Below are 24,616 nucleotides of genomic sequence, written 5' to 3' on the forward strand. Positions count from 1 at the left end.
TTTCCCATCTTACTTGAATAGCGATGCTTTTTGAAACCAGTTAGACTAAACAGCTGACTATTTTTACTGAATTTTGTAGAACGAACATAAATGTTGTCTATTTTCGCTCGACTTCCATGGATGCACCGAGCCTGTATCGCCTTATTTAGTGCATTGATTGTCATCGCGCTGTTTCTACCATCACCTCAAGATCTCAGACCGGACGAAAAACGATATAAGGTCGGAGAGCACTATCCTATTTCTATCAATGCGGATACATTGGTTTCTTCGCGTTCTGAAAATACGACAGCAGCGTTACGCTGGGAGAAACATACTATAGGTTCTGGTGACAGCATGGCATTGCTCTTCCAACGTGCGGGTTTGTCATCTCGGCTTCTCTATGATCTAACGACTACCAGTGATGAAATTAAACGACAGCTGACTCGTGTCCGACCTGGTGATTCATTTCAATTTGGCTTTGATACCAATAATCAGTTGGTTCAAATTCAACGTCAGCTCAGTGCCTACGAAACCTTTTTGATTACCCGTTCAGATAAAGGCTTTACTTCATCGCTAGACAAGAAGGAAGTGCATTACCAATACAACTATGCAGAGGCCGACATTACGTCTAACTTCTGGAATGCAGGTGTGGGTGCTGGTTTGACGGCCAACCAGATCATGGAACTGGCAGGTATTTTTGGTTGGGACATTGATTTCGCTCTTGATATCCGCAAAGGAGATCATTTTGAAATTCTTTATCAAGAGCGTGTGGTTGAAGGGGAAGTTGTTGGACGCGGCAAGATTATTGCAGCGATTTTTACTAACCAAGGCGATACTTTCAAAGCAATTCTCAACGATAAAAATGGCAACTACTACGACGAGAATGGCCGTGCAATGAAGAAAGCATTTTTGCGCTCGCCCCTCGATTTCCGCCGTGTGTCGTCAAACTTTAATCCGCGTCGTCGCCATCCTGTCACTGGTAAGGTGCGCGCACATAGAGGCACGGACTACGCAGCTCCAGTTGGAACCCCTATTTGGGCGGCAGGCGATGGTATCGTACAAAAATCCAGTTACAACCAATTCAACGGTAACTATGTGTTTATCAAACACAGCAATACCTATATCACCAAGTATTTGCACTTAACTAAACGTAAGGTGAAAACAGGCCAAAGAGTGAAACAAGGTCAAACAATTGGTACTTTAGGTGGTACAGGGCGAGTGACAGGCCCACACCTGCATTACGAGTTTTTGGTCAACGGCGTGCACAAAAATCCAAGAACCGTTAAATTACCGCAATCTAAGTCTCTGACTGGAAAAGATAAAACGACCTTTATCGCCAATGCTAATTTGAGGCTGAGTAAACTTGAGCGTTATGGCGATCTACTTGCAACCCGATAATTCACTCAATAAATGAACCTTATTTGAATGCTATGACAGCAACGGCATCCGTTTAATTAAGAGAAAATGCTCGTTTTTTTTGGCTGTGAAAGGCTAAAGAAAATGGGCTTAGGCCGATATAACAAGTAACCCTATTAAGAAGTGACTATCTACTGTTATGGCCATCACTGTTAATACCAACGTATCAGCAATGACCGCTCAGCGTTATTTAACCAATGCGACAGACATGTTGAATCAATCTCTGGAGAGGCTATCTTCAGGGAATCGAATTAATAGTGCCAAAGACGATGCTGCAGGGTTGCAGATCTCCAATCGACTTGAGTCTCAGATGCGTGGTTTGGATGTGGCGATGCGTAATGCCAACGACGGCATCTCAATTATGCAGACCGCTGAAGGCGCCATGAATGAGACGACCAACCTTCTTCAACGTATGCGTGATCTTTCACTACAATCAGCGAATGGTTCAAATAGCCGAGCAGAAAGAGACGCATTACAGGAAGAAATGGCCGCTTTGAATGATGAATTGAACAGAATTGCCGAAACGACCTCTTTTGGTGGCCGAAAGTTGCTCAATGGCTCATTCACTAGTTCATCTTTCCAGATTGGTGCTAGCTCCGGTGAAGCGGTTCAAGTCTCACTGAAAAACATGCGGTCGGATAGCTTGGATATGGGAGGTTTTAGTTATATAGCCGCGGGAAAAACAGGCAGTAATTGGCAGGTTTCTCAAGGCAGTCAGACGCTGGTAATGGAGTACACTAACGCCCAAGGTCAGCAGGAGTTAATTCAAGTTGAAGCCAAAGTGGGTGATGACATTGAAGAACTGGCTACCTATATCAACGGCCAAACCGATAAAGTCTCGGCGTCTGTAAATGAAGAGGGGCAGTTGCAGCTCTTTATGGCAGGCAAAGACACTTCAGGCACTCTTTCTTTTTCTGGCAGCCTTGCTACTGAGCTTCAAATTGGTCTTGTTGGGTATGAAGCGGTTGATAACTTAGATATTTCCAAAGTGGGTGGTGCCCAGCGGGCTGTCTCTGTGATAGATACTGCACTTAAGTATGTCGATGGTCACCGCGCTGAATTGGGAGCAATGCAAAATCGCTTTAATCATGCAATTAATAACCTTGGGAATATCAATGAAAACTTGGCTGCATCGAATAGCCGTATAAAGGACACCGATTATGCCAAGGAAACCACCCAAATGATTAAGCAACAGATTTTACAGCAAGTTAGCACATCAGTTTTGGCACAGGCTAAACAGCAGCCCAACCTTGCCCTTACCTTATTGGGTTAATTATCAAAAAAAAGAAAATACTATCGACTGAGTCAGATAAAGCTTTAGCAAAAATAAACGGTTTTCTTTGTGTTTCTTTGATTTGGTCAATTTTTCCTCTCTTAACACACTTTTTTCAAAAAAAATGAAAGAAAGAGCTCAAGGTTTTCGAGATTGAGCCGTTAATAAAAGTAACTTTGAGAGAACTACTTTGGTTTTCCGAGACGTCGGAAACCGGTTACATCGGAAAATCAAACGGAGAAATCACCATGGCAGTGAATGTAAACACTAACGTCGCAGCAATGACAGCACAGCGTTACCTAAATAGCGCGAACAATGCACAACAAACGTCAATGGAACGTCTATCTTCTGGCTTTAAAATTAATAGCGCTAAAGATGACGCCGCAGGTCTACAGATCTCTAATCGTTTGAATGCGCAAAGCCGCGGTCTAGATGTTGCAGTACGTAACGCGAATGACGGTATTTCTATCGCGCAAACTGCTGAAGGTGCGATGAATGAAACCACAAACATCCTGCAACGTATGCGTGATCTTTCGCTACAATCTGCGAACGGATCTAACTCTAAATCAGAGCGTGTTGCGATTCAGGAAGAAGTGACAGCATTAAATGACGAACTTAATCGTATCGCAGAGACAACCTCTTTTGGTGGTAATAAACTACTAAACGGCACTTATGCGACGAGATCTTTCCAAATTGGTGCCGATAACGGTGAAGCGGTTATGTTGACGTTGAACAACATGCGTTCAGACAACGTTGGCATGGGTGGTACAAGCTACCAAGCAGCAAATGGTAAAGATAAAGATTGGACCGTACAGGCTGGTGCAAACGACCTCGCTATCACATTGACGGATATAGATGGTCAACAGCAAACTATTAATATCAATGCGAAAGAAGGTGATGATATTGAGGAGCTAGCGACATACATCAATGGTCAAACTGATATGGTTAAAGCATCAGTGGACGAAGAAGGGCAATTGCAAATCTTCGCTGGCACAGACAAAGTCGAAGGTGAAGTTAGTTTTGGAGGCGGTCTGGCTGGTGAGCTAAGCATGGGCCAAGGTCAAGCAGTGACTGTGGATAGCATTGACGTAACATCAGTGGGTGGCGCTCAAGAGTCTGTGGCAATTATTGATTCTGCACTTAAATATGTAGATAGTCACCGTGCTCAACTGGGTGCGTTCCAAAACCGCTTTAGCCATGCAATCAGCAACTTAGATAACATTAACGAGAATGTGAATGCATCTAAGAGTCGAATCAAAGACACAGACTTTGCGAAAGAAACAACAGCATTGACTAAGTCTCAAATTCTTTCTCAGGCATCAAGTTCGATTCTTGCTCAGGCGAAACAAACGCCAAATGCAGCTTTAAACCTTCTTGGCTAAGTCTGAAAACCTTGAAAAAAATCCAGCTTCGGCTGGATTTTTTTGTATGTATAATCCATTGATTTTAAACATTTTTGTTGTTTTATTATGCCTGTTACAGACATTTTTTTTAAAATATCTCTAAAGGATATATTTTCTCCGCCGTTAAAAGACTGAGAGAAATGAGATGCACCAAAGTGAGGTGAGAGTCGCTGAAGTGCATCACCCTTAATGCCTAAGGAGATCAATATGGCAATTAACGTAAACACCAATGTGTCTGCGATGACTGCTCAGCGATACCTTAATGGTGCTGCTGACGGCATGCAGAGATCGATGGAGCGTCTATCATCGGGTTACAAAATAAACAGTGCTCGTGATGACGCTGCAGGCCTGCAAATTTCCAACCGTTTAACATCGCAAAGTCGTGGCCTAGACATGGCGGTGAAAAACGCAAACGACGGTATCTCCATTGCACAAACTGCTGAAGGTGCAATGAATGAGACAACCAACATCCTTCAACGTATGCGTGACTTGTCGCTGCAATCGTCAAATGGTTCGAACTCACGTTCGGAGCGAATTGCAATTCAGGAAGAGGTGACAGCGCTTAACGACGAATTAAACCGTATCGCAGAAACTACCTCGTTTGGTGGTAACAAATTGCTTAATGGTACATTTGGTAGTCAGTCATTCCAGATCGGTGCGAGTTCAGGTGAAGCAGTGATGCTCACTATGGGCAATATGCGCTCAGATACTTCAGGAATGGGTGGTAAAGCTTATATTGCGCAACAGGGTAAAGATAATGATTGGACCGTCTCTCAGGGTTCAACCGATCTGACTCTGGACTATACTGATGTACATGGGGAAGCGAAACAGTTAACCATAAATGCTAAGGTGGGTGACGACATCGAGCAGCTTGCGACTTATATTAATGGTCAGAGTGAAGACGTGAAAGCGTCGGTCGGTGAAGAAGGTAAACTACAGTTGTTCGCAGCGAATAACAAAGTAGCAACTGACGTTACCATTGGTGGTGCATTAGGCGGTGACATTGGGTTTGGTGCCGCTGAGAATAAAACGGTAGCCGATGTTGATGTCTCTACGGTGGCGGGCTCACAAATGGCGGTTTCCGTTATTGATGGTGCTTTGAAAACAGTAGATAGTCAGCGTGCGGAGTTGGGTGCGTTCCAGAACCGTTTTAGCCATGCGATCAGCAACTTGGATAACATCAACGAGAACGTTAATGCGTCTCGTAGCCGTATCCGGGATACCGACTATGCAAAAGAAACGACTCAGATGACTAAGTCGCAGATTTTGCAACAAGCAAGTACCTCGGTACTGGCGCAGGCAAAACAATCACCATCAGCAGCTCTTAGCTTGTTAGGTTAATCGATAGGTTCGAGCGAGCTTATTGGTCGGTAACAGGATTACCAACCTATAAGGTGGAAGGGAGATTGTTATGGAAATACCATCCTACACATCGAACGTCCAGCCTTACGGCTCAGAAAGTGGCACTAAATTTGCTTCAAAATATGATGGTGCACAGCAAGTTTCCTCACGAAAAGAACAGGTATCTACGTCCGAAGTCAGGGAGCAAGCCGCAGAAGCTGTTAATCAAGCGATAGAAGCGTCTCAACAACGTGAAAAGCTTAATAGGGAAGAGCGGCAGCGGATGGTTCAGCAAATGAATGAGTTTATTTCATCCATTAATACTGGCCTATCTTTTCGAGTCGATGAAGAGTCGGGAAGGGATGTAGTGACTATTTATGAAGCGGATACTGGCGATATCATTCGTCAGATACCCGATGAGGAAATGTTAGAAATACTGCGACGCCTGAGGGATCAGACAGCCCGTTATTCATCGGGGCTGTTGAACCAGACGGTTTGATCGTATTTTGAGGTGATTGAATGAGCTTTGGCCCAGTAGGGATGAATTCTGGCATGGATATCAATGCCATGGTCAGCAAAATTGTCGATTCGGAGCGTGTGCCTAAGCAGCAACGTATCGACAATGAGCGTGACAAAATTGATTCCAGTATCAGTGCCTACGGGCGGCTCAGAGAGTCGTTGGATACGATGAAAAACTTGATGGCGAGCTTTCGTCAGGAGAAAGCTTTCGCCGCAAGAAAGGTAGAGTCTACGGATGATACCGTTGTTTCTGCGACGGCAACCACTGAAGCTATCGCTGGTAGATATGCTATCGATGTGTTGCAGCTTGCCCAAAGCCATAAGATTGCGTCTGATGTATTACCGGAAGATGCAAAGTTTGGCCCGGGTAAGCTGCAGATTTCTCTTGGTGATAAAAAGTTCACTATAGAGGTGCAGGAAAACTCAAAACTGATTGATATTGTTCGCGGTATCAATGGTAGCAAAACCAATCCCGGCGTTCGGGCATCGGTTATCAACGATGTCGAAGGCCCTCGACTCATCGTTGCGTCAAGCAATTCTGGTGAGCAAAACGCTCTCAAACTGAGTGTTGAATCAGCGCCAGACAACCTTCTGAAAAGGCTTGAATACAAGACTCTAGAGCAACGAGTTAAAGATCTTGAGCAAGCCCGTGCTGCTGCGCAGGATTTGCTCAAACCTCTTACACCAGAAGAGCAAGAGATTGCCGACCGCATTGCTGAGAACAATGTCAAAGCGGCAAAGGTTGTCGATCAAGAGATTGCCGACAGCTCTAAACAAGCGGCAATTGCCGCCGATCCGAATGCGGCTAAAGATGCCAGTGCTGGTAACGAACTTTCAGATGCAGCAGCTGCAGCGGCCGCCGCCGCTGGTGCGGAAGCCAATAAATACCTCAAACCCGAAGAACGCATTCCTGGATGGACTGCAACTGCTTCAGGTACTCTGCTCGATTCTTACTGGGAGCCAGAACCTCAACTTGATGCCAAAGCGCTGGAAAAAGCACCAGATATCCCTGGTTGGAGTATCACGGCTTCAGGTACATTGACAGACTCTTATGTCACGCCAAAAGAAGCGCAGGCGGCATTGGATGCTCGACAAGCAGAGATTGAAAATAAGCTGGCCCAGGAAAAAGCAGCCCTCGAAGCGAAAGTACTAGCGGGCGAACTGACTCCAGAACAAGCGAAAGAGCTTGAACGTGCCAAACTGCCTAAAGAAGAAAGGGAGTATTTAGAGCGTATTGATCAAGCACAAGCGGATCTTAAATCTGCTCAAGAGTCTTTTGATGCTTACCGCGGTATGACTCAAGTTCAAGCAGCGCAGGATTCTAAGGTGTTGTTGGATGGTGTGGCACAATTATCGAGTGATAACAACATCATAGAAGATGCGATTGAAGGCGTTGATCTGACCCTTAAAGGCCGCTCAGAGCGAGGAAAAACACCTTCGGAAATTGATATTGAATATGATCGTCAAGGCGTTCGTGATGATATTGAGCAATTCGTTGCCGCGTATAACCAATTTTATCAGGTCTCCCAAGAGTTATCTGGAGTCGACCCTAGAACTGGAGCTGCTGGTCCATTAGCGGGTGACAGCGTCGTGCGCAGTGCGGATTCTCGCTTAAAATCTGTTTTTTCATCCGATGTGGAGCCAGCTCCTGATGATTTAAAAACCTTGACTGAGTTCGGTATTACCACGACGCGTCAGGGAACGCTGGAGATTAACTATGAGATGTTGGATCGTCAGTTAAATAATAACTTTAATAAGTTGGAAGACTTTTTTGGTGGGAACCAAGGTTTTGCGAAAAAAGTCGAAGATGCGATTCAAGGTATCACCGGTGTCACCGGTTCAATTCGTACTCGAGAGCGCAGCATGGTGGAACAAAATTACCGCCTTGAAGATGATCAGGCGTCTTTGGATCGCCGTATGGAAAGTCTAGAGAAACGTACACACGCCAAATTTACGGCGATGCAGGATGCAACGAGTAAAATGCAGTCCCAATTAGCAGGTATGATGAATGCACTGGGTGGATGATTTTTTGGCACAAGTCGCATTTTTATGTGATATTGATCACGATATTGTAAGTGGTCTTTCATCAGCAGACATTAATACTGAAGAAATCGTTGAACTGGTCGATAAAAGGGAACAGATATTGCTAACCTTGATCAGTACTATTAGTGAACACCAAGAGTTAGCTCAGTTGCCAGAATGGCAGAGTGCTATTAAACGCACTCAGTTGACTGTCGAGATGATGCAAAAGAAAACGACTCAACTTGGCAGTAATTTGAAGAAGTACCGCTACGGCAATAAATCGGTGCAGCAGTACAAGAAATTTATATAAAAGAGGATTGTTATGCGTGGTTCATTACAGGCTTACAAGAAGGTATCGGTAGATAGCCAGCTCAGTGCTGCCTCCCCGCATAAAATTGTTCAGATGCTGATGGCAGGGGCTATCGAGCGATTAATTCAGGGCAAAGCGGCAATGGAGCAGGGTAATATACCTGTCAAAGGTGAGAGGCTGGGTAAAGCCCTAGACATCATCATTAGTCTACGTAGCTGCCTATCTATGGATGATGGGGGTGATATTGCTCAGAACCTTGATCAGTTATACGAGTTCATGATCACCCAAATAACTGAGGCGAATCACAAGAACGACCCTCAACCTCTAGATGATGTGATTGAGATCATTCGCGAGATTAAATCCGCTTGGGAACAGATTCCGCCTGAATACCATAACCTGACCGCAACCGATGTTGGAATTTAAGCGATAAGTTAAACTTATAAGGTTGTATTGAAATATCTTGCATAAAAAGCTTTTGGGCAAACGTCACATCACCTAATTGCTTGGTTGCCTTTATTTTTTTATCAAATAGAATAGAAGCCACTTAGTAGCCTAGTGGCTTATTTTGTTGCTGAATTTTATGAATTGTTTATCACTAATCCTGTTCTATAGTTAAATTAGTGTTAGAGACAGAAATAACAGCCACAACGTTTCAAGATAAAGGCAATAATTCTCACCTATGCAAGGTTTAGCAAAGCTGCTCGTAATTGAAGATGATGCTCAAGCGCGCATCAATCTGAGTAATATATTAGAATTTGTCGGAGAGCAATGTGAGGCGATAAGTTCCGCGCAGCTGAACGACGTTGACTGGTCAGATGTGTGGGCTGGATGTATTGTCGGTTCGCTGCAAAATAATCACTTTTCAACTCAATTGAGTTCTCAGCTCTCTCAGGCAAATCATATTCCTTTACTTATCGCGGGAACGCATTCTTATCCAGTTGAAGAAATGACGAATTATGTTGGTGAACTGGAATATCCTCTTAATTATCCCCAGCTAAGTGAAGCGCTGCGACATTGCAAGGACTTTCTAGGCCGTAAAGGTGTCAATGTCTCTTCTTCGCGCAAGAACACTCTGTTTCGCAGTCTAGTGGGACAAAGTATTGGCATTAAAGAAGTTCGCCACCTGATTGAACAGGTCTCCGCTACTGAAGCAAATGTGCTCATTTTAGGCGATTCCGGTACCGGCAAAGAAGTCGTTGCTCGTAATATTCATTATCACTCTGCTCGTCGAAATGGGCCATTTGTACCAATTAACTGTGGAGCTATCCCACCGGATCTTCTTGAAAGTGAGTTGTTTGGCCATGAGAAAGGTGCTTTTACTGGAGCGATAACGTCTCGTAAAGGGCGCTTCGAACTTGCGGAAGGTGGGACACTATTTCTTGATGAAATCGGCGATATGCCAATGCCGATGCAGGTTAAGTTGCTCCGTGTACTTCAAGAAAGATGTTTTGAGCGAGTTGGTGGTAATACTACGATTAAAGTCAATGTGCGTGTCATCGCGGCCACTCATCGCAACTTAGAAACCATGATTGATGATGAGTCGTTCCGTGAGGATCTCTATTATCGCTTAAATGTGTTCCCAATCGAGATGCCTGCGCTACGCGATCGTATTGAAGATACTCCATTGTTGTTACAAGAGCTGATGACGCGTATGGAAGCCGAGGGCGCTCAGCCAATCTGCTTTACACCGCGAGCGATCAATTCATTAATGGAACATGACTGGCCGGGAAATGTACGAGAGTTAGCCAACCTTGTTGAGAGAATGATTATTCTCTATCCAAATAGCTTGGTTGATGTTAACCATTTGCCAACCAAGTATCGCTATAGTGATATTCCTGAGTTTCAGCCTGAATATAACGTGTTTGCTTCAGTTGAGGAGCAAGAACGTGATGTATTGCAGGACATTTTCTCTGAAGATTTCAGCCTTGATGAAGCTGATGGTTTACACGAAAACTCCAATACGCCGCAGGAATTGCCTCCTGAAGGGGTCAACCTTAAAGAGATGTTGGCAGAGTTAGAGATCAATATGATCAACCAAGCTTTGGAAGCTCAAGGTGGTGTTGTTGCTCGTGCTGCTGACATGCTTGGTATGCGTCGAACCACGCTAGTGGAGAAGATGAGAAAGTATAATGTGCAGCGGTAAGTTGCATAATATCGGCGCTGTCAAAATATCGACTGTACATTAAGTGTCTGAAAATTATATAAAATAGCCTGGCGTGCTTCTTGCATTTCAGGCTATTGTAGTTTTTAAGGCAGAAATACGACATGGACTCAGCCCAAGCGATCATGAATCAGCAACCGCTCGGAACTCTTGAAGAACAAGTTGAACGTTATAAGCAGGTATTAGATGTGATGCCGGCTGGTGTGATTTTGCTTGATACTCAAGGTGTTGTTCACGAGGCAAACCCAGAAGCGCAGCGTTTATTGGAAATGCCGCTAATTGGACAGAAATGGTTTGAAGTTATCCAACAAGCGTTTGCACCACGTGAAGATGATGGCCATGAGATCTCGCTTCGCAACGGTCGTAAAGTGAGGCTGGCGATCTCAGCTTCCACTACTGGGCAATTGATCCTGATTACAGATTTGACGGAAACTCGTCTATTACAATCTCGAATCAGTGATTTGCAGCGTTTGTCTTCCTTAGGTCGTATGGTGGCTTCATTAGCGCACCAGGTCAGAACACCTCTTTCCAGTGCGATGTTGTACGCCTCAAATTTGGGGGCGCCAAATCTACCTCTCGCAACCAAAGATCGTTTTCAAAGTAAGCTGATGGATCGTCTGCATGATCTTGAAAAACAGGTCAACGATATGTTGTTGTTTGCGAAAGGAGGCGACAACAAAGTGGTCAAGCCTTTTACCATTTCAGAGTTGGTTTCAGAGTTCTCTCCTATGGTGGAAACGGCACTGAAAAATAGCCAGATTGATTATCATCTTGAAGTGGAAAAAGAAGAGACACAATTGTTTGGCAATGCGAATGCGGTGGCATCTGCACTGAGCAACTTGGTGATGAACGCAATTCAAATTGCGGGTAAACAATCACAAGTTGATGTTTTTTTCCGTCCGGTAAACAACGAATTGAAGATCTCGGTACAGGACAGTGGCCCAGGTGTACCGAAGGAACTACATAATCAAATAATGGAGCCTTTCTTTACCACACGCTCCCAAGGCACAGGATTGGGTTTGGCAGTTGTGCAAATGGTATGTCGTGCTCACGATGGAAGGTTAGAACTGATTTCTGAGGAAGGTGATGGTGCATGTTTTACCATCTGTATTCCTTTAGAGCGTACTCCGCAAGCTGATCACGATGTAATGACAGGAGAAGGATAATGGCACAAAGCAAAGTACTAATCGTAGAAGATGATGAAGGTCTACGCGAAGCCTTGGTCGATACCCTAGCACTGGCTGGATATGAGTGGTTGGAAGCGGATAGCGCTGAAGATGCCTTAGTCAAGCTTAAGGCGCATGAGGTAGATATTGTCGTCTCTGATGTGCAAATGGCGGGCATGGGTGGTCTGGCACTGCTGCGCAATATCAAGCAGCATTGGCCAAACTTACCTGTATTACTGATGACGGCGTACGCCAACATTGAAGATGCGGTCTCAGCTATGAAAGATGGCGCGATAGACTATATGGCTAAGCCATTTGCGCCGGAAGTGTTACTGAACATGGTAAGTCGTTATGCGCCGATCAAATCTGATGATAATGGCGATGCCGTTGTTGCCGATGAAAAAAGTTTAAAGCTGTTAGCAATGGCAGACAAAGTGGCGAAAACAGACGCTAGTGTAATGGTCTTGGGGCCGAGTGGCTCTGGTAAAGAAGTGATGTCGCGCTACATTCATAACGCATCAAACCGTAAAGATGGCCCATTTGTAGCGATTAACTGCGCTGCCATTCCAGACAATATGCTGGAAGCGACTCTTTTCGGTTATGAAAAAGGCGCTTTTACAGGCGCTGTTCAGGCGTGCCCAGGTAAGTTTGAACAAGCACAGGGGGGCACTATTTTGCTGGATGAAATCAGCGAGATGGATTTAAACCTTCAAGCTAAGTTATTGCGTGTTTTGCAAGAACGTGAAGTTGAGCGTTTAGGAAGCCGAAAGAGTATCAAGCTTGATGTTCGAGTTTTGGCCACCAGTAACCGAGACCTAAAGTTGTATGTTCAGGAAGGGAACTTCCGAGAAGATTTATACTATCGCCTGAATGTGTTCCCGTTAGCGTGGCCAGCGCTTTGTGAACGCAAAGGTGATATTGAGCCTCTAGCTAATCACCTTATAGAGCGTCATTGCAAGAAGCTTGGTCTACCTGTCCCAACCCTTTCAGCGAGTGCAATGAATAAGTTACTGGCTTACTCTTGGCCAGGAAATGTCCGTGAGCTTGATAATGTCGTTCAGCGTGCATTGATTCTTAGTGAAAATGGTAACGTAGGGAGTGACCATATTTTACTTGAAGGCTTAGATTGGCAAGATGCGGGTAGCTTACAGCATGTTGTTGAAACAGGTGAAATCACAGCGCCCAATATTAAGCCAATCGCTGAGCCTGACAATGCGTTTGCCTCTAGTGCAGGCCTTGGTGGTGAACTGCGAGAACAAGAATATGCCATTATTCTCGAGACTTTGGCTGAGTGTAACGGTCGTCGAAAAGAAATGGCTGAAAAGCTAGGTATTAGCCCACGTACATTGCGCTACAAGTTAGCCAAAATGCGTGATGCGGGGATTGATATTCCAAACTAACGTGTTATTTTCGGCGCTCACATTGATATGGCATGTAGATTGCAGCGTCATAGTTATAGCAATAATTGTAGTCAAAGAGTTGACGTCCGAGGTGTTCAATGAGAGTTGATGGTTTTCAAGGCGAAATGCAAGCAATGATGTTCGAAGCAGCGAACACTAAACCTGCCGCAACTGGTCATACAGTGGGAGCGGATTTTGGTGACTTGCTCAACAATGCCATCAATAACGTGAATGGATTGTCAAAAACGTCAGGCAATTTACAAATGCGATTTGATCGTGGTGATCAGGATGTGTCTCTTTCTGATGTGATGATTGCCCGCAATAAATCCAGTGTGGCCTTTGAGGCAACGATTCAGGTACGTAACAAGCTTGTTGAAGCGTACAAAGAATTGATGAACATGCCAGTTTAAGTGATAGGTATAGTCTGTGGCAGAGCAAAATCAATCAACGGATCTTGCAGTATCGGATGGTGGTCCTGATACCGCGATGGTTGCAACATCAGAGATGGATACTGATGTTCAGAACCCAGATTTGGACGAGCAAAGTACATCCAAATTTGATATGGCAGTGGGGGACCTCGATCTCCTTCGACAGGTTGTCCTAGTTCTTTCTATTTCAATCTGTGTTGCCTTGATTGTGATGTTGTTTTTCTGGGTAAGAGAGCCGGAAATGCGTCCGCTTGGTGCTTATGAGACGGAAGAGCTGATTCCCGTTCTCGATTATCTAGACCAGCAGAAGGTCAACTATAAACTGGACGGTAATACCATCTCTGTTCCATCCAGTGAATACAACTCCCTCAAGTTAAATATGGTTCGTGCCGGCTTAAACAATGAAAAGCAAGCTGGCGACGAAATACTGATGCAAGATATGGGATTTGGTGTTTCCCAACGTCTAGAGCAAGAACGGCTCAAGTTAAGCCGTGAGCGCCAGTTAGCCAAAGCCATTGAAGAGATGACACAAGTACGCAAAGCACGAGTGTTACTGGCATTACCAAAACAAAGTGTCTTTGTTCGTCACAACCAAGAAGCTTCGGCGTCGGTATTTTTAACCTTGCGTACTGGAACCTCGCTTAAACAGGAAGAGGTCGACTCTGTGGTTGATATGGTGGCTAGTGCTGTTCCAGGTATGAAACCCACTCGAATTACCGTCACTGACCAACATGGTCGATTGCTCAGCTCTGGTTCGCAAGACCCAGCTTCGGCTGCACGCCGTAAAGAGCATGAGCTCGAGCGTAAGCAAGAACAAGCACTGCGCGATAAAATTGATTCTGTCCTTATCCCGATTCTTGGGTTTGGAAACTACACCGCACAAGTAGATATTCAGCTGGATTTCAGTGCGATAGAGCAAACGCGTAAGAGCTTCGACCCGAACACCCCTTCGACTCGAAGTGAATACACACTGGAAGACTATAATAATGGTAACGTGGTGGCGGGTGTACCGGGTGCGCTGAGTAACCAACCTCCGGCGGATGCGTCCATTCCGCAAGACGTAGCTCAAATGAAAGATGGCTCTTTAATGGGCCAGGGTTCTGTGCATAAAGAAGCCACACGTAACTTTGAACTGGATACAACAATCAGTCACGAACGTCGTCAGTCGGGGATTGTTAATCGCCAAACGGTCGCTGTCGCGATAAAAAACCGTGCATCTGTTAATCCAGAGAGTGGTGAGACGACTTATCAACCTCTGTCGGATGCTGAGTTACAGTCAATTCGCCAAGTGCTGATTGGTGCGGTTGGTTTTGATGAAAGTCGTGGTGATTTACTTAATGTGTTGAGTATGCAGTTTGCTGAACCTGAAATTGAAGTGCTAACGGATGTCCCTCTCTGGGAGCACCCTAACTTCAACGATTGGGTGCGTTGGTTTGCAAGTGCGTTGGTTATCATAGTCGTTGTGTTGGTTCTAGTTCGCCCAGCCATGAAGAAATTGCTCAACCCTGCTTCGGATGACGATGATGACCAACTATACGGACCAGATGGGTTGCCAATTGGTGCTGATGGAGAAACCAGCCTGATTGGTGGAGATATGGATGGTGGCGAGCTGTTTGAGTTCGGCTCTAGCATTGACTTGCCTAACCTCCATAAAGATGAAGATGTGTTGAAAGCAGTTCGTGCGCTGGTTGCTAACGAGCCAGAACTGGCGGCACAAGTAGTGAAGAACTGGATGGAAGATGCCTAACGAAGTCGTACCACAGGGAGAAGGCGGTGGCGAAGTTGTAGACAACACCGTGGATATAGAAAGTATACCGGGCGAAGAGCGCGCGGCGATCCTCTTATTGAGTTTAAATGAGGAAGACGCTGCCGGTATCATTCGTCACTTGGAACCGAAACAAGTACAACGCGTTGGTAGTGCTATGGCTCGCGCTGCTGACCTAAGCCAAGATAAGGTCGGTGCGGTACACCGTGCTTTCTTGGAAGACATTCAAAAATACACCAATATTGGTATGGGCAGTGAAGACTTTATGCGTAATGCCTTGGTTGCTGCCCTTGGTGAAGATAAAGCCAATAATCTTGTTGACCAAATACTGCTTGGAACAGGCTCGAAGGGCTTGGATTCACTTAAGTGGATGGACCCGCGTCAGGTTGCCAGCATCATTATCAACGAACACCCTCAGATTCAAACTATCGTACTGTCTTATCTAGAGCCGGATCAGTCTGCGGAAATTTTGTCTCAGTTTGCTGAGCGTGACCGTCTTGATCTGATGATGAGAATTGCCAATCTAGAAGAAGTTCAACCCTCGGCTTTGGCGGAATTGAATGAAATCATGGAGAAACAGTTTGCGGGTCAAGCAGGTGCTCAAGCTGCCAAGATTGGTGGCCTGAAGGCTGCTGCGGAAATCATGAACTACATGGACAACAATGTAGAAGGCATCCTGATGGAGCAAATTCGCGATCAAGATGAAGACATGGCCACGCAGATCCAAGACCTTATGTTCGTATTCGAGAACCTCATCGAAGTCGACGATCAAGGTATTCAGAAACTACTGCGTGATGTTCCACAAGATGCGTTGCAGCGCGCACTTAAAGGTGCCGATGATGCTCTGCGTGAGAAGATCTTTAAGAACATGTCTAAACGTGCCGCTGAGATGATGCGTGATGATCTTGAAGCTATGCCACCAATTAAAGTCTCTGATGTAGAAGCGGCACAGAAAGAAGTATTGGCTGTGGCCCGTCGTATGGCAGACTCTGGTGAGATTATGCTGGGCGGCGGCGCAGACGAATTCTTGTAATTTGAAGTAGGTAATAGGTCTATGTCAGGGGAAAGAAAGCGCGGCTTTTTGCGCTTAGATAATGACGAGCAAGTCCAAAAGCCTGAGAAATGGGGAATGCCGGATTATACGCCGGAAACTCATAAACAGGCGAAAGAAACGGCAATGAACTATGACCCTAGCTGGATGCCTACCTTTTCTGAACCTGAGGATGAAGCACCTAAAGAGCTGACCGAAGAAGACATTGAACAGATCAAACAGCAGGCTTATCAGGACGGTTTACACCAAGGTCAAGAAGCAGGCTTCAAACAAGGTTATGACAAAGGAAAAGAGCAAGGTCACGAAGAAGGTCATCAGCAAGGCTTGGAAGCAGGAAAAGCGGAAGGCATTGAAGCGGGTCAGGATCTGATTCAGCAACAGGTACAAACTTTCGTTGACCTAGCTAATCAGTTTGCTCAGCCTTTGGAACTGATGAATGCGCAGGTTGAGAAACAGCTGGTCGACATGGTACTGACTCTGGTTAAAGAAGTTGTGCATGTTGAAGTACAGACTAATCCTCAAGTTGTATTGGATACCATCAAGCAGTCGGTTGAATCCCTACCCATCTCAGGGCATTCGATCACTTTGAAGCTTCATCCTGAAGATGTGGAGATTATTCGCTCTTCATATGGTGAAGCTGAGCTGGAATTTCGTAATTGGACACTCATGGCTGAACCTGCGCTCAATCGGGGTGATGTGCAGATTGAAGCAGGTGAGTCTAGCGTCAATTATCGACTTGAAGACAGAATTCGCAGTGTGCTACAGAGCTTTTGTGGCGTGAATCGTCATCAAGGTGGTGAGTAATGTTGGCGCTGGCAGAACGCCTTTCTCAATATCAAACACAAGGGCTAACTTGTCGGCCTGTTGCCTCTGGAAAATTGGTTCGAGTCGTTGGGCTAACATTGGAAGCGACTGGATGCCGAGCGCCTATCGGTAGCCTGTGCAAAGTGGAAACGATGCATGGTGAGATGGAGGCTGAGGTGGTGGGTTTTTCGGGAGATAACCTCTACCTAATGCCCAGTGAACAGATCACAGGTGTCCTACCGGGCGCGAAAGTCACCCCTTTAACTAGCGAAGTGGGTTTACCTGTGGGGATGGAACTGCTTGGTCGTGTGATTGACGGGGTGGGGAATCCACTTGATGGCCTTGGGCCTATTTATACGGAGAAACGGGCTGCATTTAACGCGGAGCCCATTAACCCTCTAGCGAGAAAGCCGATTTCAGAACCACTTGATGTGGGTATCAAGGCAATTAATGGTTTGCTAACGGTTGGTAAAGGTCAGCGTATCGGTTTATTTGCCGGCTCAGGTGTGGGTAAGTCGGTTACTTTGGGGATGATGACTCGAGGCACCACTGCTCAAGTGGTCGTGGTAGGCTTAATTGGTGAGCGTGGTCGTGAGGTAAAAGAGTTTATCGAAGAAATCCTTGGAGTAGATGGTCGTCAGCGTTCGGTTGTCGTGGCGGCACCAGCGGATTCGTCGCCACTGATGCGATTAAAAGGCTGTCAGACAGCCCTGACGATTGCAGAGTATTTTCGCGATCAAGGCTTAGATGTGCTTCTCCTCATGGACTCATTGACTCGATTTGCTCAAGCTCAGCGTGAAATTGCTCTCTCTGTAGGTGAGCCGCCTGCGACTAAAGGTTATCCACCGTCTGTGTTTGCAAAATTGCCTGCTTTGGTTGAGCGTGCGGGTAATGGTGGTCAAGAGCAAGGTTCCATCACGGCATTCTTTACCGTTCTGACGGAGGGTGATGATCTTCAAGACCCAATCGCCGATGCATCACGAGCCATTCTAGATGGTCATATCGTGCTATCGCGTGAAATGGCTGATGCTGGTCATTATCCTGCTATTGATGTTGAGAAGTCAGTCAGTCGTGTCATGCCACAAATTACCTCAGAAGAGCAGATACTGATGTCCAAAGCGGTGCGTCAAGTTCTGTCAGTTTGTCGAAAAAATCAAGATTTGGTATCGATTGGTGCTTATAAGCCGGGATCTGACCCAGCCATTGATAGTGCATTCACATTAAAACCTCGACTGGATGGTTACTTACAGCAAGCGATGAAAGAGACGGTACCGTACGATATGTGTGTCAACATGCTGCGTAACCTGCTACAAGGAGACTCGTAATCCATGGACAATGCGCTGGATTTTTTATTGAGTCAGGCTCAGGAACGAGAAAACCAAGCGGTACTCGCGCTTGGTCAGGCGCGGGTTGAACTGGATGGCTATTATCAGCAGTTAGAGCAGATAGAAAAATACCGATTGGACTACTGCAATCAATTGGTAGAACGAGGCAAACAAGGGTTAACGGCTAGTCAATACTCTCATCTTAATCGTTTTTTGACGACCTTAGATGAAACTCTGGCCAAGCAGAAACAAGCAGAAGAGCACTTTAAGTCCCAAGTGGAAAGTTGTGAGCAAAACTGGTTGGAATGTCGTAAACAAAGGCGTTCTTATGAGTGGCTGATAGATAAAAAACAGGCAGAAAAAGAGCGTTTACAAAATGTTCGTGAGCAAAAACAAATGGACGAGTTTTCTACTCTGCAATACTCCCGCCGGACTTCGAACTAACTTCACATAATTATTCTTATTATCTATTTGATTGGCGTACTTCTTGCAGTTCTGTTTCGTTAAATGATGAGTTGCCGCTTCAAACCATTCTAAGTAACAGGCCGCGACTGCTCCCTCAATTACGCGCGAGTATCTATTTATGAATATAAACCTAACTCCGGCTTCTGACACCCCGAAAACGTCGACCACATCCTCCCAGTCCGTTGGTTCGGGTGAAGAGGCGAAACCGTCTGAAGGTTTTTTTTCTAAGTTGGCCGCTTTTATTAAAGGTGAATCCGGTGGAGAAAAGGTTTCAGACGCAGAATCAATGACAGTTGAGTCTGCAGTCGGAGAGGAAGAGGCGGCTTCAATTGAGCCTGAACAAGAGGCGGGTGATGGTAAGAGCGTCAGTGCCGATGAAGACGAGGTGTTAGAGTCTGGGGAAGTGATCACTAAGGGGACCAAGGGCTCTTCAACTGATGAATTGTTAGCGATAGATCAAGAGCAGAATAAACCAGCCTCTAAAGTTAAAGTAGAAACTGAGGCATCAACGAAAAGCCAGTCTAATGACTCAACAGAAGGTGATGCTGAGAAGATTGTGTCTGAAAATGGGGAATTGCTTGGTCGTTTAAACAAAGCCAGTAAGGCCCTTCAACCTAAGGACGGCAATGAGTTGCCACAACAACCTGAGTTGGCGACACAAGAAGTAAGCTCTTCACAGCAACAGAAGGCTCACAACGTTAGCGAAGAAGAGCAGGCGGAAACGTTAAACACAGCCGCTTCTGCTGTGCAAAGGCAGACTCAAGGTGAAACACAAACGGATGTGGATGTTACTGACACTGAGAATAAGAAAAGCATCAAAGCACAAGAACACTTGATGGCTGAGCAACCTGTGGAGCAGCAAGTGATGGTTCCTGAAAGTGCGAAGCGATTTATTGAATCTGAAGATGGTCAGGAAGCTGTGATAGCTTCCGATAAACCTAGTGATGGTGAGCTGACCGTGACTGCAGAAGGCGCGGTGGCTCTTATGGCTGGAGTGACTGAGGGGAATAGCGATAAAGCTCAGTTAACCAGTCCTGAAATTGAACAGATAAAACATGAACTGAAAACCCAAGGCTTGTCTGATAAAGAGATCGAACAGATTGTTGAAGCGGCAAAAACCGAAGCACAGGCACAAATTACCATGGTTCAAGGTAATGAAACCAATCGGACAGAGCCAGCAAAGCCTAGTGCTGAAAAAAAACTACAGTCGAATGCTTCGCCATCACAATTGGCTGGCAGTGAAGTTGTAACAGAAAGTGCTATTGAACCAACGGTTGCAGCCACAGCAGTTTCTGGTTCTTCGGCAATCCCATGGGCGGTCTCAGCGGCGGATGTGGGAGTTGATGAGTTACAGATTCAACCGGATGCAAAACCTAAAGCACAGCAAGCTGCGGTGGCACAATCGGTTCAGCAAGCATTACATACATCATCAAGTGCTCAAGTCACGGCGGCTCAGAGCCATCTTCAAGCTACGCAACAGGCTGCGGCAGTGCCTTTGCCCAATGAGCTGGCTGCGAGTCAACTTCAGCAAGTCGCTTCTACACCGATAGCCAGTGAACAAGCTATGCTAAAAGCGGTAATGGGAGCGAAAGCAGCGGGTGCTGTAGGCAAATTAGCTGCAACAGACGGGAAGCAGGGGGCGAGTCAAAGTGGTGATACAGGGTTTGCTCAGCAACTATCACAGGCCGCAAGCCAACAAGGTTTGACGGCACAGAACCCAATTCGTACTGAGCAAGCTGCTGCTCAAGCTCCATTGCAGCTTAATCGAGAAATGGCCGGTGATCAGGTAGCGGAAAGAGTCCAAATGATGATGTCGAAGAATCTAAAAAACATCGATATTCGCTTGGATCCGCCAGAGCTAGGTCGATTACAGATCCGTATGAATATGACGGGAGAGGGAGCGACAGTTCACTTTACGGTGGCGAATCAGCAGGCTCGGGATGTCATTGAACAATCTATGCCCCGTTTACGTGAAATGTTAGCTCAACAAGGCGTTCAATTGGGTGACTCGTCAGTTCAGCAGCAATCCGCGGGTCAACAACAAAATCGTTATGCGGCTGGAAGTGGAGCTGGAAATGGTCAAGGTAGCAGCAATCAAGCCTTTACCGGTGAAGAAAACCTTGAACCAGACGTCAATCTTGATTTGAATGTCGCAACAAAGCGTGATGGAATTAGTTATTACGCTTAAACTGTAGAAAAGTAAGAAAAATAGAGAAACATCGGATATGGCAGACGAAGGAATAGAAGCAGAAGCACCCAAGGGAAAAAGCAAGCTGTTAATTATCATCATCGCTGTTGTTGTTTTACTGGTTGGTGGCGGAGGTGCGGCTTTCTTTCTCATGGGCTCGAGTGAACCTGAAGAAGTAGAGCAAACGACCCAGCAAGCCGTGGCGGTCGCTGCTGAACCTGTCTCTTACGTTAATATTGCGCAACCATTCCTGTTTAATGTCACTGGCGATAAAAAGGATCGTCTTGTGCAAATCAAAGTACAGTTAATGGTGCGCGGTATTGATAATGAGAACTTGGCACGTTACCACTCACCTCTGATTGAAAGTTCGTTACTCGGAACTTTTGCCTCAGCGACCGTCGATCAACTTCGCAGCGCTAACGGACGTGTGGAGCTGCGAGACAGAGCTACAGAAGACATCAAAGCGAGTTTAAATCGTGCAGTAGGGCAACCAGTGATTGAACGTGTGTTATTTACTGACTTTGTAATACAGTAGGTGAAGAGTGACCGATCTATTAAGCCAAGACGAGATTGATGCGCTACTCCATGGTGTTGACGATGTTGATGAGGCAGAAGATGAAGGTGGTGGCGCCGAGAGCGATGCTAGTGCTGTAGAATTCGACTTCTCCTCTCAAGACCGCATCGTCCGTGGTCGAATGCCAACGCTGGAGTTGATCAATGAGCGTTTTGCGCGTCATTTGCGGATCAGCTTATTTAATATGCTGCGAAAAACCGCCGAAGTGTCGATAAATGGCGTACAAATGATGAAGTTTGGTGAATACCAAAACACCTTGTACGTCCCGACCAGTTTGAATATGGTGCGTTTCAGACCGTTAAAAGGGACCGCACTGATCACTATGGAAGCGCGCTTAGTTTTCATTTTGGTTGAGAACTTCTTTGGTGGGGATGGTCGCTTCCATGCGCGTATCGAAGGTCGTGAATTTACGCCAACGGAACGTCGCATCGTTCAGTTGCTACTTAAAATTGTCTTCGAAGACTACAAGGAAGCTTGGTCTCCGGTGATGGGGGTCGAGTTTGAATATCTTGATTCTGAAGTAAACCCAAGTATGGCGAACATTGTTAGCCCAACGGAAGTGATTGTTGTCAGTTCTTTCCATATTGAAGTGGATGGCGGTGGCGGTGATTTCCATGTGGTCATGCCATACTCAATGGTGGAACCGATTCGCGAACTTCTCGATGCTGGTGTTCAGTCCGATAAAATGGAAACGGACGTTCGTTGGAGTACCGCACTTCGTGAAGAAATTATGGATGTTCCAGTCAACTTTCGCGTGAATTTACTAGAACAAGATATTTCACTAAGAGATTTGATGGAGCTTCAACCCGGAGACATCATCCCTATTTCTATGCCCGAGCATGCCACAATGTTTGTTGAAGAGCTGCCTACGTTCCGAGTGAAGATGGGCCGTTCGGGTGAACAACTTGCAGTTCAGGTATCAGAGAAAATTAAACGCCCAGATGTAGTGAAAACCGATATTGCATTTCTAGGCAAAGACGTCATTTCTGAATTAGAAGAAGATGACGGTGAAATTGAAGATTAATAGAGTAAATAGGTAACAGGTATGGAACCGAGCGACGATCAAAAACTGGCGGACGAATGGGCTGCGGCATTAGGTGAAGACCCTGATGCGCCAGAGGTAGATGTAGATGAGGTTATGGCCGCTCAACTCGACGAATTGCAAGACACTGGCTCGCCTATTTCTGAAGATGAACGCCGTAAACTCGATACTATTCTCGATATTCCGGTGACCATTTCCATGGAGGTGGGGCGTTCACAAATCAGCATTCGTAACTTACTCCAGCTAAACCAAGGTTCGGTAGTTGAACTGGAACGCCTTGCAGGTGAATCATTGGATGTCTTGGTTAATGGCACCTTGATTGCCCATGGTGAGGTGGTGGTGGTCAACGACAAGTTTGGTATTCGTCTGACCGACGTTATTAGCCAAACTGAACGAATTAAGAAGCTAAGGTAGGTTATGAGAGAACAGTTAAAAGGCGTTTTTCTGTGTATCCTTACTCTACTCTCTCCTTATGCTTGGGCTGAAACCGTAACCAGTAATCAGTTAGATTGGGCGACCACGTTTGGGTCGCTCTTGTTCGTTGTTGCGTTTATTCTGTTTCTGGCTTGGTTGCTGAAACGCATGCGTGTACCTGCAATGATTAACCAGAGTGGCTTGAGTGTTGTTCGTCAAATCCCAGTCGGTACTCGTGAGCGAATCATGATTGTGCAGGCTGGCGAAGAACAGTTTCTGGTTGGGGTGACCGCCCAATCAATACAACTGATTTCAAAACTGGATACCCCCTTGACCCAGGAGGAGCTGAATAAGTCTGCTTTAGCGGCAAGCCCTTTTGCCACTCAACTGACTCAGCTGTTGAAAAAGAATGATAAACACTAGCCGAATTGCCCCGCTGATACTGACACTATGCTTAACTCTCTTCTCGGCGTTTTCCTATGCTGAAGAGCAGCTCGCCACGTCAGTGCCTGCCAATGCTGCTCCCTCAGAATCAGTCACTGTATCTGCAATGGAAAAAGAGCAGGGTGCGGCGAGGACAATTTCAACGGGTAGTTTTACTGGCGGCGGTGGAGGTATCCCCGCTTTTACTATGACGACCAACACAGATGGCAGTGAAGATTACTCAATAAATCTGCAGATCCTTGCTCTGATGACGATGTTGGGCTTCCTTCCTGCCATGGTCATTTTGATGACGTCATTCACGCGTATTGTTGTGGTGATGTCGATCCTCCGTCAGGCGATGGGACTGCAACAGACACCATCGAATCAAGTCATCATAGGTATCGCGATTTTCCTGACATTTTTTATTATGTCTCCGGTACTGAGTAAAATTAATGACGAAGCAATTCAGCCATACATCAATGAGCAGATAACGGCACGCGAAGCCTTTGATTTAGCACAAGTCCCCATGAAGGACTTCATGCTCAAGCAAACACGAGTAAAGGATCTTGAAACCTTCGTCAATATTTCTGGTTCGAGTGCCACGGCGCCTGAAGATGTCTCTATGGCCGTGTTGATCCCTGCATTCATTACATCCGAACTCAAGACGGCCTTCCAGATAGGCTTTATGCTCTTCTTACCATTCCTAATTATTGACTTAGTGGTTGCTTCTGTTCTGATGGCAATGGGTATGATGATGCTATCACCTATGATTGTATCCTTGCCTTTTAAACTGATGCTCTTTGTTCTAGTCGATGGTTGGAACTTAATCCTGTCAACCTTGGCTGGCAGCTTTGCTTTATAGCGGGAGGAAAGCATGACGCCTGAAGTCTTTGTCGAGCTATTTAGAGGCGCATTGTGGATGGTATTGCTGATGGTATGTGCCATTATCATTCCCAGCCTACTTATTGGTTTGATTGTCGCGATTTTTCAGGCCGCCACGTCGATTAACGAACAGACGTTAAGTTTCTTACCTCGTCTGGTGGTGACTTTACTGGCGTTGATGTTGTTTGCTCACTGGATGACGCAAATGATGATGGAATACTTCTTCTCGATCGTTGAACGTCTGCCTCAGGTTCTCTATTAAGGG

The 24,616-nt window shown here is 45.8% G+C and carries 24 protein-coding genes; all 24 read left to right on the forward strand.

Going from position 1 to position 24,616, the window contains the following annotated elements; genetic code table 11:
* The first annotated feature begins 90 nt into the window (after positions 1–90).
* The 24 genes from L1D15_RS15350 to fliQ all read left to right on the forward strand — a co-directional run bounded on the left by L1D15_RS15350 (position 91) and on the right by fliQ (position 24,613).
* Positions 91–1,377, forward strand: coding sequence for a peptidoglycan DD-metalloendopeptidase family protein (locus L1D15_RS15350; RefSeq protein WP_239837606.1), 1,287 nt, complete (start codon positions 91–93; stop codon positions 1,375–1,377).
* Between the two features lie 157 nt (positions 1,378–1,534).
* Positions 1,535–2,668, forward strand: a complete 1,134-nt coding sequence (locus L1D15_RS15355) for a flagellin (RefSeq protein WP_239876351.1) — start codon at positions 1,535–1,537, stop codon at positions 2,666–2,668.
* 248 nt (positions 2,669–2,916) lie between these two features.
* Positions 2,917–4,050, forward strand: a complete 1,134-nt coding sequence (locus L1D15_RS15360; RefSeq protein ID WP_239867556.1) for a flagellin — start codon at positions 2,917–2,919, stop codon at positions 4,048–4,050.
* A 228-nt stretch (positions 4,051–4,278) separates the two neighbouring features.
* Complete coding sequence (locus L1D15_RS15365; RefSeq protein WP_239837609.1) at positions 4,279–5,412, forward strand: flagellin; 1,134 nt, start codon at positions 4,279–4,281, stop codon at positions 5,410–5,412.
* 70 nt (positions 5,413–5,482) lie between these two features.
* Complete coding sequence (gene flaG / locus L1D15_RS15370; protein ID WP_239837610.1) at positions 5,483–5,911, forward strand: flagellar protein FlaG; 429 nt, start codon at positions 5,483–5,485, stop codon at positions 5,909–5,911.
* A gap of 20 nt (positions 5,912–5,931) precedes the next feature.
* A complete protein-coding gene (gene fliD / locus L1D15_RS15375) occupies positions 5,932–7,956 on the forward strand; it encodes a flagellar filament capping protein FliD (protein ID WP_239837611.1) in 2,025 nt (674 codons plus the stop codon).
* Positions 7,940–8,263 (forward strand): flagellar protein FliT, encoded by a 324-nt coding sequence (locus L1D15_RS15380; protein ID WP_239876352.1) that lies wholly within the window; start codon positions 7,940–7,942, stop codon positions 8,261–8,263. The genes fliD and L1D15_RS15380 overlap by 17 nt, the downstream gene beginning before the upstream one ends.
* 12 nt (positions 8,264–8,275) lie before the next feature.
* The gene (fliS, locus tag L1D15_RS15385) at positions 8,276–8,686 is read left to right on the forward strand and encodes a flagellar export chaperone FliS (protein WP_239837613.1); all 411 of its coding nucleotides are present in this window, start codon (positions 8,276–8,278) and stop codon (positions 8,684–8,686) included.
* Between the two features lie 256 nt (positions 8,687–8,942).
* Positions 8,943–10,406 (forward strand): sigma-54 dependent transcriptional regulator, encoded by a 1,464-nt coding sequence (locus L1D15_RS15390; RefSeq protein WP_239876353.1) that lies wholly within the window; start codon positions 8,943–8,945, stop codon positions 10,404–10,406.
* Positions 10,407–10,528: 122 nt separating this feature from the next.
* On the forward strand, positions 10,529–11,590 hold the full coding sequence (locus tag L1D15_RS15395; RefSeq protein WP_239867562.1) for an ATP-binding protein: 1,062 nt from the start codon (positions 10,529–10,531) through the stop codon (positions 11,588–11,590).
* Positions 11,590–12,990 carry a sigma-54 dependent transcriptional regulator gene (locus L1D15_RS15400; protein WP_239837616.1) on the forward strand — a complete coding sequence of 467 codons (1,401 nt, stop codon included), beginning with the start codon at positions 11,590–11,592 and terminating at the stop codon, positions 12,988–12,990. The genes L1D15_RS15395 and L1D15_RS15400 overlap by 1 nt, the downstream gene beginning before the upstream one ends.
* A gap of 98 nt (positions 12,991–13,088) precedes the next feature.
* Positions 13,089–13,400 carry a flagellar hook-basal body complex protein FliE gene (fliE, locus tag L1D15_RS15405; protein WP_239837617.1) on the forward strand — a complete coding sequence of 104 codons (312 nt, stop codon included), beginning with the start codon at positions 13,089–13,091 and terminating at the stop codon, positions 13,398–13,400.
* Positions 13,401–13,416: 16 nt separating this feature from the next.
* Positions 13,417–15,165, forward strand: coding sequence for a flagellar basal-body MS-ring/collar protein FliF (gene fliF / locus L1D15_RS15410; protein WP_239867564.1), 1,749 nt, complete (start codon positions 13,417–13,419; stop codon positions 15,163–15,165).
* Positions 15,158–16,216, forward strand: a complete 1,059-nt coding sequence (gene fliG, locus L1D15_RS15415) for a flagellar motor switch protein FliG (RefSeq protein WP_239837619.1) — start codon at positions 15,158–15,160, stop codon at positions 16,214–16,216. The genes fliF and fliG overlap by 8 nt, the downstream gene beginning before the upstream one ends.
* 21 nt (positions 16,217–16,237) lie before the next feature.
* A complete protein-coding gene (fliH, locus tag L1D15_RS15420; protein ID WP_239876354.1) occupies positions 16,238–17,038 on the forward strand; it encodes a flagellar assembly protein FliH in 801 nt (266 codons plus the stop codon).
* On the forward strand, positions 17,038–18,363 hold the full coding sequence (fliI, locus tag L1D15_RS15425; protein ID WP_239867571.1) for a flagellar protein export ATPase FliI: 1,326 nt from the start codon (positions 17,038–17,040) through the stop codon (positions 18,361–18,363). Before fliH ends, fliI begins: the two co-directional genes overlap by 1 nt.
* 3 nt (positions 18,364–18,366) lie before the next feature.
* Entirely contained in the window at positions 18,367–18,807 is a 441-nt protein-coding gene (gene fliJ, locus L1D15_RS15430; protein ID WP_239876355.1) for a flagellar export protein FliJ, read from the forward strand.
* 139 nt (positions 18,808–18,946) lie between these two features.
* A complete protein-coding gene (locus tag L1D15_RS15435) occupies positions 18,947–21,016 on the forward strand; it encodes a flagellar hook-length control protein FliK (RefSeq protein WP_239876356.1) in 2,070 nt (689 codons plus the stop codon).
* Positions 21,017–21,053: 37 nt separating this feature from the next.
* Positions 21,054–21,551 carry a flagellar basal body-associated protein FliL gene (fliL, locus tag L1D15_RS15440; protein ID WP_239837624.1) on the forward strand — a complete coding sequence of 166 codons (498 nt, stop codon included), beginning with the start codon at positions 21,054–21,056 and terminating at the stop codon, positions 21,549–21,551.
* A gap of 7 nt (positions 21,552–21,558) precedes the next feature.
* The gene (gene fliM / locus L1D15_RS15445) at positions 21,559–22,614 is read left to right on the forward strand and encodes a flagellar motor switch protein FliM (protein WP_239867579.1); all 1,056 of its coding nucleotides are present in this window, start codon (positions 21,559–21,561) and stop codon (positions 22,612–22,614) included.
* 21 nt (positions 22,615–22,635) lie between these two features.
* Positions 22,636–23,046, forward strand: coding sequence for a flagellar motor switch protein FliN (gene fliN, locus L1D15_RS15450; protein ID WP_006959499.1), 411 nt, complete (start codon positions 22,636–22,638; stop codon positions 23,044–23,046).
* Between the two features lie 3 nt (positions 23,047–23,049).
* Positions 23,050–23,469: a flagellar biosynthetic protein FliO gene (gene fliO / locus L1D15_RS15455; protein WP_239867582.1), complete on the forward strand. Its 420-nt coding sequence runs from the start codon at positions 23,050–23,052 to the stop codon at positions 23,467–23,469.
* Positions 23,456–24,331 carry a flagellar type III secretion system pore protein FliP gene (gene fliP / locus L1D15_RS15460; protein WP_239876357.1) on the forward strand — a complete coding sequence of 292 codons (876 nt, stop codon included), beginning with the start codon at positions 23,456–23,458 and terminating at the stop codon, positions 24,329–24,331. Before fliO ends, fliP begins: the two co-directional genes overlap by 14 nt.
* Before the next feature lie 12 nt (positions 24,332–24,343).
* Positions 24,344–24,613 carry a flagellar biosynthesis protein FliQ gene (fliQ, locus tag L1D15_RS15465; protein ID WP_019274559.1) on the forward strand — a complete coding sequence of 90 codons (270 nt, stop codon included), beginning with the start codon at positions 24,344–24,346 and terminating at the stop codon, positions 24,611–24,613.
* Positions 24,614–24,616: the final 3 nt, after the last annotated feature.

The sequence above is a fragment of the Vibrio sp. Isolate25 genome, assembly GCF_022398025.1.
In the GTDB taxonomy this organism is placed as follows: domain Bacteria; phylum Pseudomonadota; class Gammaproteobacteria; order Enterobacterales; family Vibrionaceae; genus Vibrio; species Vibrio coralliilyticus_A.

What these genes read in the sequence shown, in the direction of transcription:
- fliI (WP_239867571.1), top strand. Translation starts at nt 17,038, where the DNA reads ATGTTGGCGCTGGCAGAACGCCTTTCTCAATATCAAACACAAGGGCTA.
- L1D15_RS15350 (WP_239837606.1), top strand. Translation starts at nt 91, where the DNA reads ATGTTGTCTATTTTCGCTCGACTTCCATGGATGCACCGAGCCTGTATC.
- fliD (WP_239837611.1), top strand. Translation starts at nt 5,932, where the DNA reads ATGAGCTTTGGCCCAGTAGGGATGAATTCTGGCATGGATATCAATGCC.
- flaG (WP_239837610.1), top strand. Translation starts at nt 5,483, where the DNA reads ATGGAAATACCATCCTACACATCGAACGTCCAGCCTTACGGCTCAGAA.
- fliH (WP_239876354.1), top strand. Translation starts at nt 16,238, where the DNA reads ATGTCAGGGGAAAGAAAGCGCGGCTTTTTGCGCTTAGATAATGACGAG.
- L1D15_RS15435 (WP_239876356.1), top strand. Translation starts at nt 18,947, where the DNA reads ATGAATATAAACCTAACTCCGGCTTCTGACACCCCGAAAACGTCGACC.
- fliO (WP_239867582.1), top strand. Translation starts at nt 23,050, where the DNA reads ATGAGAGAACAGTTAAAAGGCGTTTTTCTGTGTATCCTTACTCTACTC.
- fliQ (WP_019274559.1), top strand. Translation starts at nt 24,344, where the DNA reads ATGACGCCTGAAGTCTTTGTCGAGCTATTTAGAGGCGCATTGTGGATG.
- fliP (WP_239876357.1), top strand. Translation starts at nt 23,456, where the DNA reads ATGATAAACACTAGCCGAATTGCCCCGCTGATACTGACACTATGCTTA.
- fliJ (WP_239876355.1), top strand. Translation starts at nt 18,367, where the DNA reads ATGGACAATGCGCTGGATTTTTTATTGAGTCAGGCTCAGGAACGAGAA.
- fliN (WP_006959499.1), top strand. Translation starts at nt 22,636, where the DNA reads ATGGAACCGAGCGACGATCAAAAACTGGCGGACGAATGGGCTGCGGCA.
- L1D15_RS15390 (WP_239876353.1), top strand. Translation starts at nt 8,943, where the DNA reads ATGCAAGGTTTAGCAAAGCTGCTCGTAATTGAAGATGATGCTCAAGCG.
- L1D15_RS15360 (WP_239867556.1), top strand. Translation starts at nt 2,917, where the DNA reads ATGGCAGTGAATGTAAACACTAACGTCGCAGCAATGACAGCACAGCGT.
- L1D15_RS15380 (WP_239876352.1), top strand. Translation starts at nt 7,940, where the DNA reads ATGCACTGGGTGGATGATTTTTTGGCACAAGTCGCATTTTTATGTGAT.
- L1D15_RS15395 (WP_239867562.1), top strand. Translation starts at nt 10,529, where the DNA reads ATGGACTCAGCCCAAGCGATCATGAATCAGCAACCGCTCGGAACTCTT.
- L1D15_RS15400 (WP_239837616.1), top strand. Translation starts at nt 11,590, where the DNA reads ATGGCACAAAGCAAAGTACTAATCGTAGAAGATGATGAAGGTCTACGC.
- fliS (WP_239837613.1), top strand. Translation starts at nt 8,276, where the DNA reads ATGCGTGGTTCATTACAGGCTTACAAGAAGGTATCGGTAGATAGCCAG.
- L1D15_RS15365 (WP_239837609.1), top strand. Translation starts at nt 4,279, where the DNA reads ATGGCAATTAACGTAAACACCAATGTGTCTGCGATGACTGCTCAGCGA.
- fliE (WP_239837617.1), top strand. Translation starts at nt 13,089, where the DNA reads ATGAGAGTTGATGGTTTTCAAGGCGAAATGCAAGCAATGATGTTCGAA.
- fliL (WP_239837624.1), top strand. Translation starts at nt 21,054, where the DNA reads ATGGCAGACGAAGGAATAGAAGCAGAAGCACCCAAGGGAAAAAGCAAG.
- fliG (WP_239837619.1), top strand. Translation starts at nt 15,158, where the DNA reads ATGCCTAACGAAGTCGTACCACAGGGAGAAGGCGGTGGCGAAGTTGTA.
- L1D15_RS15355 (WP_239876351.1), top strand. Translation starts at nt 1,535, where the DNA reads ATGGCCATCACTGTTAATACCAACGTATCAGCAATGACCGCTCAGCGT.